Consider the following 17,192-nt stretch of genomic DNA (forward strand, 5'->3'; position numbering starts at 1 on the left):
GTTATTACTTTCAAATCATAAAAAGGCCGGAGCAGACTACCTGCTCCGGCCTTTTTTTATGGCTTTTCATTTATCTTGGGAACGGTTAATCAGCTCGGCATATGCAAATTCAGATACAACACCTGATGCCAATACCCCTGAAGGATAAGCTGTTACAGCGTACTTCCGGTATCTGGAACCAGGATGTAACCTTCAGCCCCGGCAGCTTTGTTAAAATAAAAGCCCCCTCCGGTACGGGGAAAACAACCCTGGTACACTACCTCTATCATATCCGGTACGACTATACGGGTACGGTACTGGTGGATAACCGGCCGTGGCCTGCTTATAACAAAAACGAACTGGCCACCATGCGGCAACAACACATCAGCGTGATCTTCCAGGACCTGCGGTTGTTTGAACAACTCACTGCAGCGGAAAATATCCATCTCAAAAGGGTGATGCTGCCCAACCCCCATTGCAGCGAAGACAAAATACAGGATATGGCCGCCCGCCTCAATGTAACCCATGTGCTGCAGCAAAGCAGCAAAACATTGTCCTACGGCGAACGCCAGCGCATCGCCATCATCCGGGCACTGTCGCAGCCTTTTCAATGGCTGCTGATGGATGAGCCTTTCAGCCACCTGGATGAGGAAAACACCCGCCGCGCCGCAGCCCTTATCGCTGAAGAATGCAAAGCCCGCAACGCCGGGTTTATTTTAACTGACCTGGATAATGACCAGCATTTTTCCTATGATGTTCATTACCAGCTTTAATGTTTTTCCATGCGTCCCTTTTTTGAACTGCTTAAAAAAATCATTCATACCGGTATCGGCAGAAGCCGCTTCCTGATGGCGTCTGTCGGCCTTGGTATCGCTATGCTGCTGATACTGGTGGCTATACAGGTACATTCCAACTTTAACCAGCTGCTGTACAGCACCAAAAACCAAAATGAAACGGCCGATTTCCTGGTGATCAATAAAAAAATCACCAACGCCATGATGGGGCAAAATGACAAAAGCGCCTTTTCGCAAGCTGAAATTGACCATATTAAAGCCCAGCCGTTCGTACAGGCATTCGGGTTAATTACTTCCAGCCGCTTCCGGGTGGTGGTGCAGGCTCCCGGCGATCTGCACTTTGCCACGGATATGTTCTTTGAATCGGTGCCCGATGGCTTCCTCGATGTAAAAGGGGAGGACTGGAAATGGACTAACGGCGAACGGATTATCCCCATCATTCTGCCGAGCGACTTCCTCAACCTGTATAACTTCGGCTTCTCCCTCAGCCAGGGCTTGCCGCAGATTTCACAGGAAACGGTCAAAGCGTTACCACTCCAGGTGGTCATCTCCGGTAATACCGGTTCAGAACAATTTATTGGACGTGTGGCCGGCTTCTCCGACAGGATATCTTCCTTCCTGGTACCCGCTTCCTTTATGAACTGGGCCAATGAAAAATACGGTACCACCCGGGAGGCGCCTACTTCCAGGGTGATCATCAAAACACCGGACCCGTCCAATCCTACACTGGTGAAATTCCTGGACGATAACGGCTATACGACCAACCAGGACAAACTGAAGTTCAGTAAAACACGCCTGATTGTACAAACGATCGTATCGGTGATTGGCTTCTTCGGCCTGATTCTGCTGTTTTTTGCCATGCTGGTGTTCAGTATGTTTATCCAGCTGATCATCGCATCCTGCAAAAAGGAAATACAATTACTGGTGATGCTGGGAACAGCGCCCGGTCAACTGAAACGTTACCTCTTAAAACAATTTGTGCCGCTATACATTATTATTGGGGTGGTGTGTTTGTTGTTGCTGACAGCATTGCAGTGCGGGACAGCCGCCATACTGGCCAAACATGATATGGCAGTGAGCCCCTGGCCCGGCGCCGGCGTATTCGCGGGTACGGTGCTGGTACTCGGACTGGTTTACCTGGTCAATTTGTTGACCGTTAATCGTTATGTGAATAAAGAATCCTAAAACTCATTCATATGAAAGCATTGGAGAAAAAGTTGGTGCATGTGGTCAACTTCACCCTGAAACCAGGGCTGTCGGCGGAAGACAGAAAACGCTTCGAAGCAGGTGTCAGCAGTTTGCATACCATTGATGAGATCTCCATTTTTAATGTGGGAACACCGGTGCCTGCAGGAGGTGATCCTAATGTGGTCCGCAATTATGATTACTGCCTGCTATGCATTTTTACAGATATGGAAGCACACGACCGCTACCAGGTACACCCGGTGCATCTCAACTTTATTGAGCAATGCAAGCAGTACTGGGAGAAAGTAGTGGCGTTTGACTCCGAAACTATCTGATCAATCCTCCAGCCGTGCCGGATGCGGCATAATAAAGGTGGCTTTGGCACGGGGGGAAGTGAGCAGATAAGGTACCCAAAGGGCCATCCGTAATAATGGCCATAAGATGGAATTGGGCGTCCACACACCTCCCTGCGTGCTGTCCCCGAAATAATAACTGTTGATGCGGTTAAAGAAAAACAGGTACAGCGTGGTGATAAAGTAATAGGTAGCCAGTGCAAAAGGAAAAGTATCCCTCCTGTTAAAGAACAGTACGGCCAATAGTACCGAATAACACAGCATAAACACCCGGATGATCACTTCTCCGATCAGGAAAAGCTGCACCAGCGAGATATTCCCCATGTCTTTACGGGCCGATATCGTAGCCCATGTCTCATAATTAAAAACTTCCGCTTTACATAACACGATCAATTCAAACATTGGCGAAAATACCAGGCCGATAGCCAGCAGCGATAGCCAGCCTCCGATAGGCAACGGTTCCAGCGGATACCGTACCGGCAATACAGAGTGCTGGTAATACTGTTTTGCCAGGTAGGCAAATACGGCCGCGGAGCAGATCGCCAGCACAACGGCCAGCCAGTTGCGATTACCCGGCTGACTAACCGGTTGCACAAACGCAGGCCGCAGATACAGGTCGAGCGAGGTGGTTTTCTGTATTTCCCTGATCTCCCGGGCATACTGCGGCATAAAGGCCACGGGTACATGATCCTGGAAAGTTTTCAGTGTATAGGCCAGTACAATCTGTTTACCGCTGCGGGTAGCGGTGAAGTCAAATTGGTAGTAGTCATTTTTGATATGCAGCGGCGTTTGTTCCAGTGACCATTCTATGGGCGTGTTCACCATAATCTGGTAATCCAGATCATAAGGGTATTTGATGGCCAGGGGTGTTTTGCGGTTCCCGTCCGTAACGTAGGGCAGTATATCTGATGGAGATTGTGCGATCACGGAAAAGAGGAGTTTGTTGGTAGCGCTGTCTTTTTTCCAGAGATGACGGATCACATAACTTTCCTGGACACGCAGCACGTTGCTGTCGGGGTTATCGCGTACCGCCATTGAGTCTTTCAGGGTCATATCACCATAAAACTTACGATAGAAGGCGAGGAAGGTGGCTTCTTTGTCTTGAAGGCTGGCAGCCGCCAGGGCGGCCCTTTGTTCATCCGCATCTTCCCGGTACCAGGCCGTGCTGGCGCGGAGCGCTCCATCCTGTCCTTCTTCCGCAGGCAGGGTGAGGGTTTCCCGGATGGCTATATGTCCGCTGTTGATTTTATGAATGGGCGTGAGCCGGGTGGTGGTATCGGTGATCACCAGGGCCAGCTGATAGTCTGGTTCGCAGAAGCTGGCCAGTGAGCCGCGTTGGTAAGACAGGGTGGCATCCAGCCAGTAGGTTTTACCCCGTAGTATAGCATAAACGATCGCATGATTAAAAGCAGTGGGAGATGGTAGCCGTTGTGCTACGCGGCCTTTCAGCTCCGTATTTACGTAAGCCATATGGGCGCTGATACCGTTGGCATTGAGCAGGGTACACAACAGCAATGATTTATCCTTACAATCGCCGAAACGTTGTGCCAGTACCCTGTCGGGCGTATTGGGCCGGTGTGAGTATTCTCCCATTTCGATGCCCATATAGCGGATATCGTCCTGTACAAAACGGAGCGCGGCTTGCAGATAGGCTTCGGGATTGTTGCCGGCCTGTTGTTTCAGGGCGGCTATTTTGTTTTGTACCGCAGGACCTGGCGCTGCAGTGGTGTTGATGTGTTGCGCCCACCGGGCAATTTCCTGCCAGTTGTTGTATTCGCTGACCTGCAGCCGGGTAAAGGGATTGTACCAGGAGGGCAGGTTGCTGATATTATCGTTTTCCTGTAGGCGGATCGTGTTCCATTCATACACGGTAAACCCGTTCCAGTTGCGCTGTTGGGGCAGGGCAGCATCATTGAAGGGTTTGAAATGCAGTTGTCTTTCCGGGCGGGCAATGATGTTGCGGTAATAGTTCACCACGGGTTCCGTAGCCACCTGGTAATATTGTTCATCTACTTTCTGATCGAAGATGGGGTTGCTGCCGGTAAGGGAATAACTGTATTCTATCTGATCGCCTTTGCGTACATCTTCCAGGATCAGGTAGGCAGTGTAGGTGCCGCTGTATATAAAGCGGGAGAGTTCTTCTTCCTGTTGCAGCACCTTAAAAGCGGCGCCTGGCAGGCGGTTGATTTCCTGGCCGTCGCGTTTAACGACCAGCCGGTGAAAAGTTAGTTTTTCGTATTGAGGATCATAGTCTACCGATATTTCAGACCCGTTTTGGATACCGGCTTCAGAAATGATCTGCCGGATATAATGATGGTAATCACTTTTTAGTTCTGCGTGGTATTGCGTTTCGGCCAGCAGCAGGTAGAAGCCGTCGCTGATATGTTTGGCATTAGGTTTTTGTTGAAGGTTGGGGTGGCAGGGTACCAGCCAGGAAGGAGTGGGGCTGGTGCCGGGCTTTTTCTGGGCCTGTGTTACTGCCGGCAGAACAGCCAGCAGTAACAGCAGTATCTTTTTCAAGGTAAGGGTCATAACAGGGGTTTTGAATGTTCACTGCGGCAGTATCATTGCTGTTCTGCTGTCAGCAGGTATACAGCGAAGGATGCCAGCCAGTGTTCACCGGCATAGTCCCCGCTGGCGATCTGCGGGAAAGATGTCAGCAGGTGTTTGTTGGCCAGGGCCTGGATGGCCTGCTGGTTTTTTCCGCCGTGACGTGCAATGGCTTCCAGGCACCAGGTACGGCTGAGATTCAGGCCGTCGAGGTGTACCAGTTTGCCATCGGTACGGTCTTTCACCTGTCCGGGTTGCAGAATGGTGATCGGATTCTGGAACAGGCCGGGCAGGAAAGCGTATAGCCATGTCCGGTATTCCTTCTCCGGCATGATACGGCGCATGAGGTCTGCTTCTTCGAGGCTGGGAGAGAGGAAGTCATATCCGCCGGGTTCCCAGGCTACCGGTGCATTTTTATCATTCGCATAAAAGCGCATGGCAGCATCATGGATGGCTGTTTGCAGGGCTTTGTCGCCGGTGGTTTGGGCGTAGTCCCAGGCGAGGCACAGGCCGAAAGCCAGGTTGGTATGTTCACCTACGCGGATAGGATACATCAGTTTCCCCAGAAAATCCACATAGGCGGTGGCGAAGTGGCTGGCCAGTGGTTGTACGTTCCGGCTCAGTTCTTTGCCCAGCGGGTCGTTCCAGGTGAGGAGTTCGCGCTGCAATTGCAACAGCCAGCTCCAGCCATAGATACGTTCAAAGCTTTTGTTTTCCTTGCCTTTGAACAGCTGGAGTTCTATTTGGATATTTTGGGCCGTGAGGTGCTGCGCCAGCCTGGTACGGATTTCTGCGGCTCTTTCCATGTTGGGGAACATTTTCAGCAGGCGTACCAGCATCCAATGGCCATGCACGCTGCTATGCCAGTCGAAGCAGCCATAGAAGGCAGGGTGGTAGCTGGATGGTGTGCCCAGCAGGGAGCTATCCGGAAATACCACGCCGGTTTTATAGGGAAAGGGCAGATCCAGGCATTTCAGCGGCAGTGCCGCCAGCTGGTTGGCCGTTTGCACGGTCATCTTCGGCAGTTGTGCTGATGTCATGGTGTTTTGTTGAGCGTTAGCGGTGGCCGTAAAAAAGGCAAACAGGGCCATCAGGGAAAAGTACCTCAAGGATTTATCAGATTATCGGTTAAATAATAGCTTCACATAAAAGAGGGGATTGCCCAGTTTTTTACGCAGGTCTACCTCGTGGAACATGCAGGACATCAGGTCTTTCAGCTGTTTGTTGCGTGAGCCCATCTTCATGAGCATATTAAACAACCAGGGGTATTTGATCAGTTTCTGCAGTTTGGTGCTCACTTCCAGTTCCGGGCCGAGAATGCGGTAAAGGTCGGTGTCGTAGGAGTCAAGGAAGCTGTCGGAGTAGTCGTTGGCTTCGATGGCTGCCACGGCGCGTTTGGCGGCTATCTGGCCGGAGTACAGGGCGTTGCCGATGCCTTCGCCGGTGAAAGGATCGATGAGGTAGCCGGCATCGCCGATCAGCATGTAACGGTCACCATGCAGTTTACGTTTTTTACTGCCCAGGGGAAGGCCGTACCCATCGATGGAACCCACGAGGGAAGCGTCTTTAAAACGTTCCTTCATGCCCGGATCTGCCGCGATGGTATCGAGCATTAGTTTTTTAAGGTTTACTTTTTTATTGCGGGCGTTGTTGCTGAGCATACCCACGCCTACGTTGGCTTCGCCATTAGGGAGCGGGAATATCCAGAGGTATCCCGGCAGCATGTTTTTCAGGAAGTGCAGTTCAATAAATGCATCGGGATGCATGTTATTGATGCCTTTGTAGTAGGCCCGTATGCCGGCTACATAATGCTCCGGTTCCATTTTAATACCGGCCACGTCTTTGGTAAATGACGAGTGAGCGCCATTAGCCACCAGCAATAGATCGGTCTTTACCCGGAAAGTACCTTCCTTGTTGGAAAGGTAATAACCATCTGCCTTCAGTTCATATTGGTCGATACTAACGCCTTCGAACAAACGAATTTGCGGGCAACGTTTCATTTCTTCTACCAGGAAGTTGTCGAAATCGATGCGTTTGCAGACAAACCCGCGGGGATCGCTTTTATCGTTCTGGTAATCCTGTTTATAGGGAATATCCATGCCGATACGGTTAGGGGCCACAAAGGTGACGCCCCAGCTGTCCAGTTTAAAGACTGCCTGTTGCAGGCGTTTGCCCATGTCTTTGTCTATTCTTTCCAGGATTGTCAATACTTTTCCGCTTAGTCCATCACCGCAGACTTTATCCCTCGGAAAAACAGCTTTGTCCACCACGATACATTCAACACCCAGTTTCGCCAGTTGAAGCGCTGCACAAGCCCCGCCGGGGCCAGCGCCAATAATACAAACTTTAGTTTCCATTGTTTTTTTGCTGATAACGATTACCTGATGGGAAGATACACAATTGTTGGCTGCTGATAGTCGTATATTTAAAATATTGAATATTAAAACGATGTGGCCGGGCTCTGGTAAAAACTTATCTTTACGGCCCTAAAAAATACACGTATATGTTTGGTGATTTATTCGGTAAGCTGACGCAGATCCAACAGAAAATGAAGGAAGGGAAAGAGCGTCTGGCAAAAGTTACATTGGAAGGTGAAGCCGGTGATGGTGCCATAAAAGTAGCGGTGGACGGCAACCGTCAGGTAAAAAGTATTGAAATCGCGGAGCGCCTGCTGGCGCCTGAGCATAAAGAGGAGCTGGAAGACCTGCTGCTGACTGCGCTGAACCGCGCGCTGAAAGATGCAGAAAACTCCTGGGAAGCGGAGATGAAGAGCGCTGCCGGCGGTATGCTGGGCGGTTTGCTGTAGTCTCGCAAAGCCCGCAAAGACTTTTGTATTGAAATTAAGAACGCAAAGGAGCGACGATTATGTTTTGTTAGGTGTTGTTTAAAAATAACTTATATATATCACTAAACAAAATGCAATCTTCGCTCCTTTGCGTTCTTATTAACAAAAGACAGGCCTTATAAAAACTTTGCGTGAAATTTCCGCATCGCGTAAATCTTTTTCCCTTTTCGCTATTACCTTCCGCGCCCCAAATCGTTCTTTTGCGGTTGGATCACATCTGATATGAAAGTTTTTTTTCGCCGTATTCACTTATATCTGGGGCTGGCGGCAGGCCTGGTTATCACCATCAGTTGTCTGACCGGTGCCTTGCTGGTATTTGAAAAGGAGCTGACGGAAGCGTTTAATCATAGCCGTTATTACGTAAAGCCTGAAAAGGAGCGGTTATCGCTGGACCAGATCGCAGAGATGGTAAAACAGCAGGTGCCAGGTGCGGGTGTGGCCCGTATACAGGTATATGCAGATCCATCCCGTTCCCTCGCTGTATCCCTGGACGAGGGTAAAAAAGGCGGCGACAACAACAAAGCGGAAGGGAAAAAAGAGGCAGCCGGGAAAGACGCCAAAGCAATGGTGGGAAAAGAGGGCAAGCCCGGTGGTAAAGAGCCTAAAAAAGGAAAAGGCCGTACCGCTTTTGTAAACCCCTACACCGGCAAGGTGATAGAATTGTACAGTTATCAACAAACCTTCTACTACAGGATATTCTCCCTGCATCGCTGGCTGCTGGCTGGCGATACTGGTAAAATGATCACCGGTATCAGTACGCTGATATTCCTGTTTATTCTCATCACCGGTATCATATTATGGTGGCCTAAAACCCGTAAGATCCTGCAACAGCGCCTCAAGGTAAAATGGGATGGCGGCTGGAAGCGGCTTAACCACGATATGCACGTAGTGCTGGGTTTTTACGTCAGCATCTTCCTGTTTGTATCAGTGTTTACCGGCCTCACCTGGTCATTCGAATGGTTTAATAAAGGTCTATATACTGTACTGGGCACTTCTCCCAAAGGGCTGGAAGCGCCCGCATCTGTGGCACCTGCGGAAGCAACAGCAGGCGTATCCTATGAAGCCGCCCTTGCACAGGTAAAACAACAGGTACCGGACGCACAGTATTATGCTGTGGCTATACCGAAAGATAAGGCGGCTGCTATACAGGTAACCCTGTTACCTGCCGGCGCACTGCATGAAGGCGCTACCAGCAGTTACTACCTGGACCGGTTCAATGGCCATGTATTACAATCACAAACATTCAGCGAAAGAAACCTCGGTCAGAAAGTACGCGGGCTGATCAAGCCACTGCATACCGGTGCCGTTTTCGGCTTACCGTCAAAAATCTTTGCGTTGTTGCTGGCGTTGCTGGGGGCCACTTTCCCTACTACCGGCACTATCCTGTGGATTAACAGGACAATGAAGAAAAAGAAAGCCGGTAAAAACAAGCAACGTATGGCGATGCCGGTAGCCGCCGCATAACGGTTTCGGAAACGTCATTAAATAATGTGCCCAGGGCTTTGCCCTGGGTTTTTTTATGCAGATGCCTGCCAGCCCGTTCTTACATTTTTGGAAAGACACCATGCAGAAACGGAAGACTTACCCTTGCCGGCACTTCCATCGTAATTGTTAAAACCCCTTCTCCCTGCTGCATTTTAACGTTTTAATGCGCTTTATGGAACAACGTTTGGCATTGGCTATATAGTAACAACGATCAGCCATGATAAATCAATACGAAGTGCCGGCTTATATAGAAGATCATATACCGGCACTTAAAAAGGCCCTGCATCAGTTTCCGGCTATATTTCACATATATGACACCGTAGGGTGTTTTAGTGAATATACCGACCGGCAGTTGCGGGAACAGAATTTTGTGGTAGCCGGCAAATGCCTTCAGCTTGCCGGAAGGTTATACGAACGGGGAAATGCAGTAGTGAAAGGCGCTATCACCCGGGTTTTTGTGCCGGCACTCAGTAAAGTGCCACTGGGAGATGCAACCAACCGGATCAGGATTTATGGTCTGATACCGGATGCGATTTATGGTCTTTATATACAGGAACAACTCATTTACAATGGAAACAGATGAGGAAATAATTGTCAGGGTAGCTACACCGGAAGACATCGATTTTGCGCTGCCCATCGTGGACGAAATGGAATCGTCCGCCAGAGCCAGGGGAACCGGCATTGCCAAACGGAATCCGTTGGATATCAAGAAAAAGATCCTGCAGGGAAATGCGATCATCGCCTTTACCAAAAGTGGCTACTGGGCAGGCTTCTCTTATATACAATCCTGGGAAAACGACCGGTTTGTATCCAACAGCGGTCTCATTGTGGCCCCGGCATTCAGACGACTGAATGTAGCGTCGGCCATTAAACAAAAGATATTCGAGTTAAGCCGTAGCCGATATCCATCTGCAAAAATTTTCAGTATCACTACTGGTTTAGCAGTGATGAAATTAAACAGCCGGCTGGGATTTGAGCCGGTGACCTATTCAGAAATTCCTACAGACCCTCATTTCTGGGAAGGGTGTAAGAGCTGCATTAACTATCCTATTCTGGCCGGACATCATTTTGCGAATTGCCTGTGCACCGCGATGTTGTTCAGTCCCCAGAATTGAAAACCCCTATTCTGTTAAGTACAGCCGATTGATATGAGCCGGTGATGCTTCTGCATCGCCGGTTCCTTTTTGTATTACAGCGCCACCTGGATAACGAGTAATTTATTGATTTTGGTAGGAGAGTTACGCAGGGTGCCGTTAAATTTCAGGTAGTAGGTACTGATCACGGCTTCCGGCAATTTTTCCAGTTGCGCTACCTGGTTATAAAGATCCTGCCCGTAGTGCTTTTTTACATGTTGCTGCAGGTTTTCGAGGGTCGCATCTTCGGGATGTTGATTGATTTGACTACTGGTATATTTCCGGCAGATAAAGAAGTTGCTTGCTTCAGGGTGAAGTTGTTCCCAGTTGCTTCGGTAGTGTTTCCACTGACGCAGTATTTGCCGGCCTATGCGGATACTGGTTTCAAAGCGTTGCCATACTTTTATTTTCTCTGCCTCGCCGGTGGTAATGGCGAGCATCTGGCCTTCTATAGACCGTTTAGGGGCCAGGGAGAAATAGAGCGTATCCGGATGCCGTTCAAAGTCGTTGTGCTGTTGATCTTCTGAAATCCAGTCCAATGAAAAGTAACAATCACCGAAACGCACATAGGTAGTACTGTCACGGCTCACTACTGATACTTCATTGGACGCGACTTTCTCAGCTGATGGCGCGGGAAACGCTACCAGCTGCATGGTATCAATACGTACTTGTTTTTCCCTGGTAGGTGTTGTTGATCGTTGGCAGGCCGTCATCAACAGGGATGCCGGCAGTACTAGCTTTAACAGTGTTTTCATAGTAAGCGGGATCGTGTAACGAACATTGGCGTTATTACATGTTCCCGGGTCCTGTCAGTTATTCGGCACTAACGGTGTCGGCTGTAGTTATCTGATTGTCTTTATCTGTCAGGGCTTGCCACAAGATGTCTTTCAGCTCAGTAAGTCCCTGTTGGGTGACAGAGGAGATAAATACATGTGGCACATCTTTAGGCAATTCTGCGGAGATGGCGGCTTTAAGTTCGTCATCGAGCATATCGCTTTTGCTGATGGCCAGCAGAAACTGTTTATCCAGGAGCTCGGGATTATACTGTTCCAGTTCATTGACAAGCACGTCAAACTCTTTACGGTGATCGGCGCTGTCAGCAGGAATCAGGAATAATAATACGGCGTTTCTTTCAATGTGTCGTAAAAATCGGTGGCCCAAACCTTTTCCTTCATGGGCGCCTTCGATGATACCTGGTAAGTCCGCGATACAGAAGGATTTATTGTCGCGGTATTCCACCATACCCAGTTGAGGGGTGAGGGTGGTAAAGGCATAATCCGCCACTTTGGGTTTGGCGGCGGTGATGGTAGACAGCAGGGTGGATTTGCCTGCGTTAGGGAAACCTACCAGTCCCACATCGGCCAGTACTTTCAGCTCTACCACTTTCCAGCCTTCCTGGCCGGGCATACCGGGTTGGGCGTATTCCGGTGTTTGGTTGGTGGCTGATTTAAAGTAGGCATTACCGCGGCCGCCCTGGCCGCCGGGAATCCAGATAATTTCCTGGCCATCGTGGAGGATTTCAGCTTCCACACGGCCTGTTTCTTCGTCTTTCGCAGTGGTACCCAACGGTACTTCAATGATAATATCCTTTCCGAAGCGGCCGGTACAGTTGTCGCCGCTGCCGTTTTCCCCATCTTCAGCCAGTAGGTTTTTATGCCAGCGCAGATGCAGCAGGGTCCATAACTGAGCGTTCCCTCTTAGGATCACGTGTCCGCCACGGCCACCGTCACCACCGTCCGGGCCGGCCATCGCATTGAACTTGGTACGCATAAAATGCATACTGCCTGCGCCGCCTTTACCGGACTTACAAAATACACGGATATAATCTACGAAGTTCGCTTTTTCCACTGATCGATATTTTAGACAAAAATGGCTGTTGCCGGAAAATTAAAACGCAAAGATCGTTAAGTTTGAGCAATTTGGTACACTTCCCGTACCCTAAGCTCTTAACTTACAATCTTTGCGTTCCTATAATAAGTTGACGAATGTCTTTCTAATGGCAGGAAGAGTCGGTTATACCTTTTCGGCTACCAGCTCATTCAGCTCTTTGCAGAGCAGGTCAAATACTTCTGCTTCGGTGCCGTCTCCCTTTATTTTCTTGAATTTGCCGAACTTCGCGTAGTGGTCTGCTACCGGTGCTGTTTTACTATGATACTCCACAATACGGGCTTTCACCACTTCTTCTGAAGCATCATCGGTGCGACCGGAATCTTTACCCCGGTTCAGCAGGCGTTTAATCAATTGATCTTCCGGTACTTCCAGCGATAATACTACGGAAATAGCCGTCTTTTTCAATGCCAATAATTTATCCAGTGCTTCCGCCTGGGCAGTAGTACGGGGAAAACCGTCGAAAATGAAACCGCGGGCATCCGGATTGGCATCCAGCATAGTGCTGATCATCCCAATCACCACTTCATCCGGTACCAGCAAACCCTGGTCTATGAACTTGGTGGCTTCCAGTCCCAAAGGTGTTTTATTGGCTCTCTCTGAACGCAGCAAATCGCCGGTTGACAGATGAACAAGCCCGTACTTATCTAGTATCTTAGCACTTTGTGTACCCTTACCGCTACCGGGAGGGCCAAATAAAATGAGATTGACCATGTTTTATTAAAATCTACTTTACTCGCAAGGATGCAAATATAACAAACAATTGAATGTATTGGTAATTAAAATTGCGATTGATTAAATAATATAAAAGATTTCGACAAAATAGTAAAGATATTTTAATATTTGCAGCGGAACTCTAAAATATCTTCAATAGAATATTCTAATTTAACGAATTTCTGGCGATTTGACAAAAACATATACCGTTTTTTAATAATTATTTGATAGTCAGGGCCTGATCATTAAAATCTTGCCTGATTATTTGTAAGTTTATGACATGAGGAAACAATTACTGGTTGCAGGACTAACAGGCTTGCTGATGACTGGGAGCGCTATACCTATGCCCCCCGGCACTATGAACAAAAAGAAGAGTAAAAAGGTCAATACCACCACCAGTCAGCCACAAGATAAGGCGACGCAGTGGGTAGACAGCGTATTTCAATCACTTACACCGGAGGAGCGTATCGCGCAACTGATCGTGATCAGGGCGCATTCCAACTTCGGACAGGACCATATTAATGCAGTAGCCAAAGATATCCGCGACAATAAAGTCGGCGGCCTGATTTTTTTCCAGGGAGGCCCCCTACGGGAAGCTAACCTGACCAACTATTACCAATCCATTTCCAAAGTACCGCTGCTCATATCGGTAGATGGCGAATGGGGACTAGGCATGCGCCTGGACAGTGTTACCTCGCTGCCCCGCAACATGATGATCGGCGCCACCCGCGATACGGCACTGGCATACGAAGCAGGCCGCGTGATGGGAGAACAATGTAAACGTATTGGTATTCATCTGGACTTCGCCCCGGACATGGATATTAATAATAACCCGAACAACCCGGTCATCAATGACCGCTCCTTCGGAGAAAACAAATTCCAGGTGGCCAGCCTCGGCGTAGCGGCCATCAAAGGCATGCAATCCACCGGTGTAATGGCCTGTGCCAAACACTTCCCTGGTCATGGTGATACGAATGTGGATTCCCACTTCGACCTGCCCTCTATTAACAAAAGCCGGGCTGCCCTCGACTCCCTCGAACTATATCCGTTCCGGGAAGCCATAGCAGCAGGCGTAGGCTCTGTTATGGTAGGGCATCTCTTTATCCCCGCCATCGATAATAAACCTAATACACCTACTTCCATCTCCTATAAAGCCGTTACCAAACTGCTGAAAAATGAGCTGGGATACAAAGGCCTGATAGTAACCGATGCCCTGGAAATGAAAGGCATCGCTAAATTCTACTCCAAGGGACAGGAATCCTTACAGTCCCTGTTGGCCGGCAACGACCTGATGATCCTGCCTTCTACAGCTTCCGGCAGCGTGTCTGCTATCATGAAAGCCATTAAAAAAGGACAGATCAGTCAACAGGAAGTAGATGCCCGCGTGAAAAAAGTGCTGCATGCCAAATACGACCTCGGTCTCTGGAAACCACAGCAGATCGATCTCAACAACCTCACCAACGATCTGAATGCGGCTACCGATACGCTGACCCGCCGTATCGCGGAAAAGGCACTGACGCTTGTTAGAAACGATAAGAACCTGATTCCTTTTTCTCCGGCTATGAGTCAGCAGAAACTGGCGGTGATTGCTGTAGGCGCCGATGGCAGTAACGCATTCCTCGATGCGGTAAAAGCCTATAAACCAGGTACAGACGCGTTTATCTTTACCTCCCGTCAAACCGTGCAACAGATTGCTCCTATCGTATCCCGTATCCAGCGCGATTATAAAGCGGTTATCATCAGCGTGCATAACTTCAGCCGCCGCCCGGCCAATAACTTCGGCCTCACGCTGGCAGAACGCCTGATCGTAAAACAGCTGCAATCGGAAATGCCTTCCGCTACCGTGGTGTTTGGCAATCCGTACGCCATCCAACACTGGTGCGATGCTCCCGCGATCGTAGCTGCCTACGAAGATGACAGCATCACCCAGAAAGTAGCGGCAGACCTGCTGTTCGGCAAACTGGGACCTAAAGGTAAACTGCCCGTAACGGTATGTCCTGATCTTCCGGAAGGTACCGGTCTCACTTACGAAGTGAACCAATATACTTCCCTGCCCACGGCCGCCCCTGCGGAAGTAGGAATGAATGAAGCCCGCCTCGCAGGCATCGACGCTCTCGCTAATGATATGATTGCCCGTGGCGCCGCTCCCGGCTGCGAAGTGCTGGCGATGAAAGACGGTAAAATAGTATACAACCGCACCTTCGGCCATTACGAATACAACAACCAGGAACCGGTTGCTCCCGGCTCTATCTTCGACCTGGCCTCTGTTACCAAAGTGTGTGCTACCACCATCTCCATCATGCGCCTGCATGATGAAGGCAAAGTGAGCCTCGATGGAACGCTGGGGGAGTATCTGCCCTGGGTACAGGGCACTGATAAAGCAGGACTGAAAATACGGGACATACTGCTGCATCAGGCCGGACTGGTTGCGTTTATCCCTTTCTACAAAGAAACCTTATATCCTGATGGCCGGCCGGACACTGTGTTGTACCATACCACGCCGGATGAACTGCATTCGGTGCAGGTAGCGGAAAATATGTATATGGATAACCGTTATATAGATACCATCTGGAAAAAAATACTCGATAGTAAGGTAAACCCTCATCAGGGTTACGTATACAGCGACCTCGATTTTTTATTCCTCGGAAAAGTAATAGAACAGGTTACCGGTAAAAGAGAAGACCAGTACGTATGGGAAACATTTTATAAACCGCTGGGATTAGCCACCACCGGCTATCTGCCAAGGGAGCGGTTTCCGTTGTCCAGGATTGTGCCAACAGAACGGGAGACTTTTTTCCGGATGCAGTTGTTACGTGGTTTTGTGCATGATCCCGGAGCTGCGATGCTGGGCGGCGTTGCCGGTCATGCTGGCCTGTACTCCAACGCACATGATCTTGGCGTGCTGATGCAGATGTTGCTCAACAATGGTTCCTTTGAAGGCGTACAATATATTAAGCCGGAAACTGTGCGACTGTTTACTGCTTACAACAGCAGCATCAGTCGTCGCGGACTGGGTTTCGATAAACCTGAAAAAGATAATAATACCCGTCGGGAAGCCTATCCTTCTAAACTCACTTCCGGCGCTACTTTTGGTCATACCGGTTTTACCGGCACCTGCGTATGGGCAGATCCCAACAGCAAAATGGTGTTCATCTTCCTCAGTAACAGGGTGTATCCGAATGGCGGTTCCAATGGGAAGTTGTCGGCGTTGAATACAAGAGGGAAAATGATGGATGTGGTGTACGAAGCGATGAAGCCGTAAAGGATGTGTAAATAATTTATTGGTGCGCCTGTTGTGGAAACAACAGGCGTATTTGTTTTATAGATAAGAGGAAAGAATAGTGAAGATGAGTACTCTTTCAGAATTTTTTCATTAGGGAATAATTTGTATATTTATTTTATACTGTAGCTGCTCGAAATGTTATGTTATCCCGTTCCTATGCAGTGATATCCTTCCATTTTGATCATGTGGTACGTTAATTTTTCTCTGACCCAAAGGTTAAGAGAGTAATCAATTTTGTCATCTATTTACCCTTTTTGCTTGTGATGAAATACCTAGCCTTATTTGCCGGTTTGTTGGCTTGTTGTACCTATGTTGAAGCCCAAAATCCAACAGAAACACCCAACACTTTCGTTTCGCTGAAGAATTTTATGCCTCCCTCTCCGGAGCCTGCGGCGCTGGGTAGATATGGAGAGATTCCCGTGGGACTGTCCAGCGGGGTGCCTGAAATATCCATTCCGCTCTACGAAATAAAATCGAGAAAGTTGTCTTTGCCCGTTTCCCTTTCCTATCATGCTTCTGGTATTAAAGTAGAGGACCTCGCCAGTACGGCCGGTTTAGGATGGGTATTAAACGCCGGAGGGATGATTTCCCGAACTGTTATCGGAAAGGCCGATGAGAACTATGGCTTGCTGACGATGGATGGCTACAAAAACAGGGAAGAGGTTGAAAAGCCGTTTAATGCAAACGACTTCCATTACCTTAATAATTTGGCTGAAGGTGCCTGGGATACCAGATCGGATGCATATAGCTTCAATTTCCCCGGAGGGTCGGGCAGTTTTTTCTACGATGTAGATAAAACAATACATCATACTGCGCAGGATAAGCAATATAAGATATCCAGAACTCCCGCCAATACATTTGAAATTATAGACGACAAGGGCAATCAATATCTTTTTCAGGACACAGAGCGCACTTCCGGTCCTAATTCGATAGATATAACCTGCTGGTGGTTAAGTAAAATTATATCAGCAGATAAAACGGATA

The 17,192-nt window shown here is 48.9% G+C and carries 15 protein-coding genes; 9 read left to right on the forward strand and 6 right to left on the reverse strand.

Annotated elements, in window-relative coordinates; all coding sequences use genetic code 11:
- The first annotated feature begins 101 nt into the window (after positions 1-101).
- Genes ICL07_RS15260 through ICL07_RS15270 form a run of 3 tightly spaced genes read left to right on the forward strand, consistent with a single transcriptional unit; the run spans position 102 to position 2,293 of the window.
- Entirely contained in the window at positions 102-752 is a 651-nt protein-coding gene (locus tag ICL07_RS15260; protein ID WP_188088753.1) for an ATP-binding cassette domain-containing protein, read from the forward strand.
- A gap of 9 nt (positions 753-761) precedes the next feature.
- On the forward strand, positions 762-1,958 hold the full coding sequence (locus ICL07_RS15265) for a type 2 periplasmic-binding domain-containing protein (protein WP_188088754.1): 1,197 nt from the start codon (positions 762-764) through the stop codon (positions 1,956-1,958).
- An 11-nt stretch (positions 1,959-1,969) separates the two neighbouring features.
- Complete coding sequence (locus tag ICL07_RS15270) at positions 1,970-2,293, forward strand: Dabb family protein (RefSeq protein ID WP_188088755.1); 324 nt, start codon at positions 1,970-1,972, stop codon at positions 2,291-2,293.
- Here ICL07_RS15270 and ICL07_RS15275 read toward each other — a convergent pair whose 3' ends face one another.
- Genes ICL07_RS15275 through ICL07_RS15285 form a run of 3 tightly spaced genes read right to left on the reverse strand, consistent with a single transcriptional unit; the run spans position 2,294 to position 7,218 of the window.
- Positions 2,294-4,843 (reverse strand): DUF3857 domain-containing protein, encoded by a 2,550-nt coding sequence (locus ICL07_RS15275; protein WP_188088756.1) that lies wholly within the window; start codon positions 4,841-4,843, stop codon positions 2,294-2,296.
- A 32-nt stretch (positions 4,844-4,875) separates the two neighbouring features.
- Positions 4,876-5,970, reverse strand: a complete 1,095-nt coding sequence (locus tag ICL07_RS15280) for a DUF2891 domain-containing protein (RefSeq protein ID WP_246485027.1) — start codon at positions 5,968-5,970, stop codon at positions 4,876-4,878.
- Between the two features lie 12 nt (positions 5,971-5,982).
- Positions 5,983-7,218 carry an NAD(P)/FAD-dependent oxidoreductase gene (locus ICL07_RS15285; protein WP_188088757.1) on the reverse strand — a complete coding sequence of 412 codons (1,236 nt, stop codon included), beginning with the start codon at positions 7,216-7,218 and terminating at the stop codon, positions 5,983-5,985.
- A gap of 146 nt (positions 7,219-7,364) precedes the next feature.
- On the opposite strand from ICL07_RS15285, the gene ICL07_RS15290 reads away from it, so the two are divergent.
- The 4 genes from ICL07_RS15290 (at position 7,365) to ICL07_RS15305 (ending at position 10,306) form a co-directional block, all read left to right on the forward strand.
- Positions 7,365-7,667 carry a YbaB/EbfC family nucleoid-associated protein gene (locus ICL07_RS15290; protein WP_188088758.1) on the forward strand — a complete coding sequence of 101 codons (303 nt, stop codon included), beginning with the start codon at positions 7,365-7,367 and terminating at the stop codon, positions 7,665-7,667.
- A 261-nt stretch (positions 7,668-7,928) separates the two neighbouring features.
- Entirely contained in the window at positions 7,929-9,170 is a 1,242-nt protein-coding gene (locus ICL07_RS15295; protein WP_188088759.1) for a PepSY-associated TM helix domain-containing protein, read from the forward strand.
- 238 nt (positions 9,171-9,408) lie between these two features.
- Positions 9,409-9,774: a DUF7674 family protein gene (locus ICL07_RS15300; protein WP_188088760.1), complete on the forward strand. Its 366-nt coding sequence runs from the start codon at positions 9,409-9,411 to the stop codon at positions 9,772-9,774.
- Positions 9,761-10,306 (forward strand): GNAT family N-acetyltransferase, encoded by a 546-nt coding sequence (locus tag ICL07_RS15305; RefSeq protein ID WP_188088761.1) that lies wholly within the window; start codon positions 9,761-9,763, stop codon positions 10,304-10,306. Before ICL07_RS15300 ends, ICL07_RS15305 begins: the two co-directional genes overlap by 14 nt.
- Positions 10,307-10,380: 74 nt before the next feature.
- Here ICL07_RS15305 and ICL07_RS15310 read toward each other — a convergent pair whose 3' ends face one another.
- The 3 genes from ICL07_RS15310 to ICL07_RS15320 all read right to left on the reverse strand — a co-directional run bounded on the left by ICL07_RS15310 (position 10,381) and on the right by ICL07_RS15320 (position 12,925).
- Positions 10,381-11,079 carry a hypothetical protein gene (locus ICL07_RS15310; protein ID WP_188088762.1) on the reverse strand — a complete coding sequence of 233 codons (699 nt, stop codon included), beginning with the start codon at positions 11,077-11,079 and terminating at the stop codon, positions 10,381-10,383.
- Positions 11,080-11,137: 58 nt separating this feature from the next.
- Positions 11,138-12,172, reverse strand: coding sequence for a GTPase ObgE (gene obgE / locus ICL07_RS15315; RefSeq protein ID WP_188088763.1), 1,035 nt, complete (start codon positions 12,170-12,172; stop codon positions 11,138-11,140).
- A 165-nt stretch (positions 12,173-12,337) separates the two neighbouring features.
- Positions 12,338-12,925: an adenylate kinase gene (locus ICL07_RS15320; protein WP_188088764.1), complete on the reverse strand. Its 588-nt coding sequence runs from the start codon at positions 12,923-12,925 to the stop codon at positions 12,338-12,340.
- 280 nt (positions 12,926-13,205) lie between these two features.
- Between ICL07_RS15320 and ICL07_RS15325 the strand changes: the two genes are divergently transcribed.
- Positions 13,206-16,187, forward strand: a complete 2,982-nt coding sequence (locus ICL07_RS15325; protein ID WP_188088765.1) for a serine hydrolase domain-containing protein — start codon at positions 13,206-13,208, stop codon at positions 16,185-16,187.
- Positions 16,188-16,471: 284 nt separating this feature from the next.
- A partial coding sequence (locus ICL07_RS15330; RefSeq protein ID WP_281389554.1) for a hypothetical protein occupies positions 16,472-17,192 on the forward strand: 721 nt, incomplete at its 3' end.

Source organism: Chitinophaga qingshengii (assembly GCF_014529935.1).
Classification (GTDB): domain Bacteria; phylum Bacteroidota; class Bacteroidia; order Chitinophagales; family Chitinophagaceae; genus Chitinophaga; species Chitinophaga qingshengii.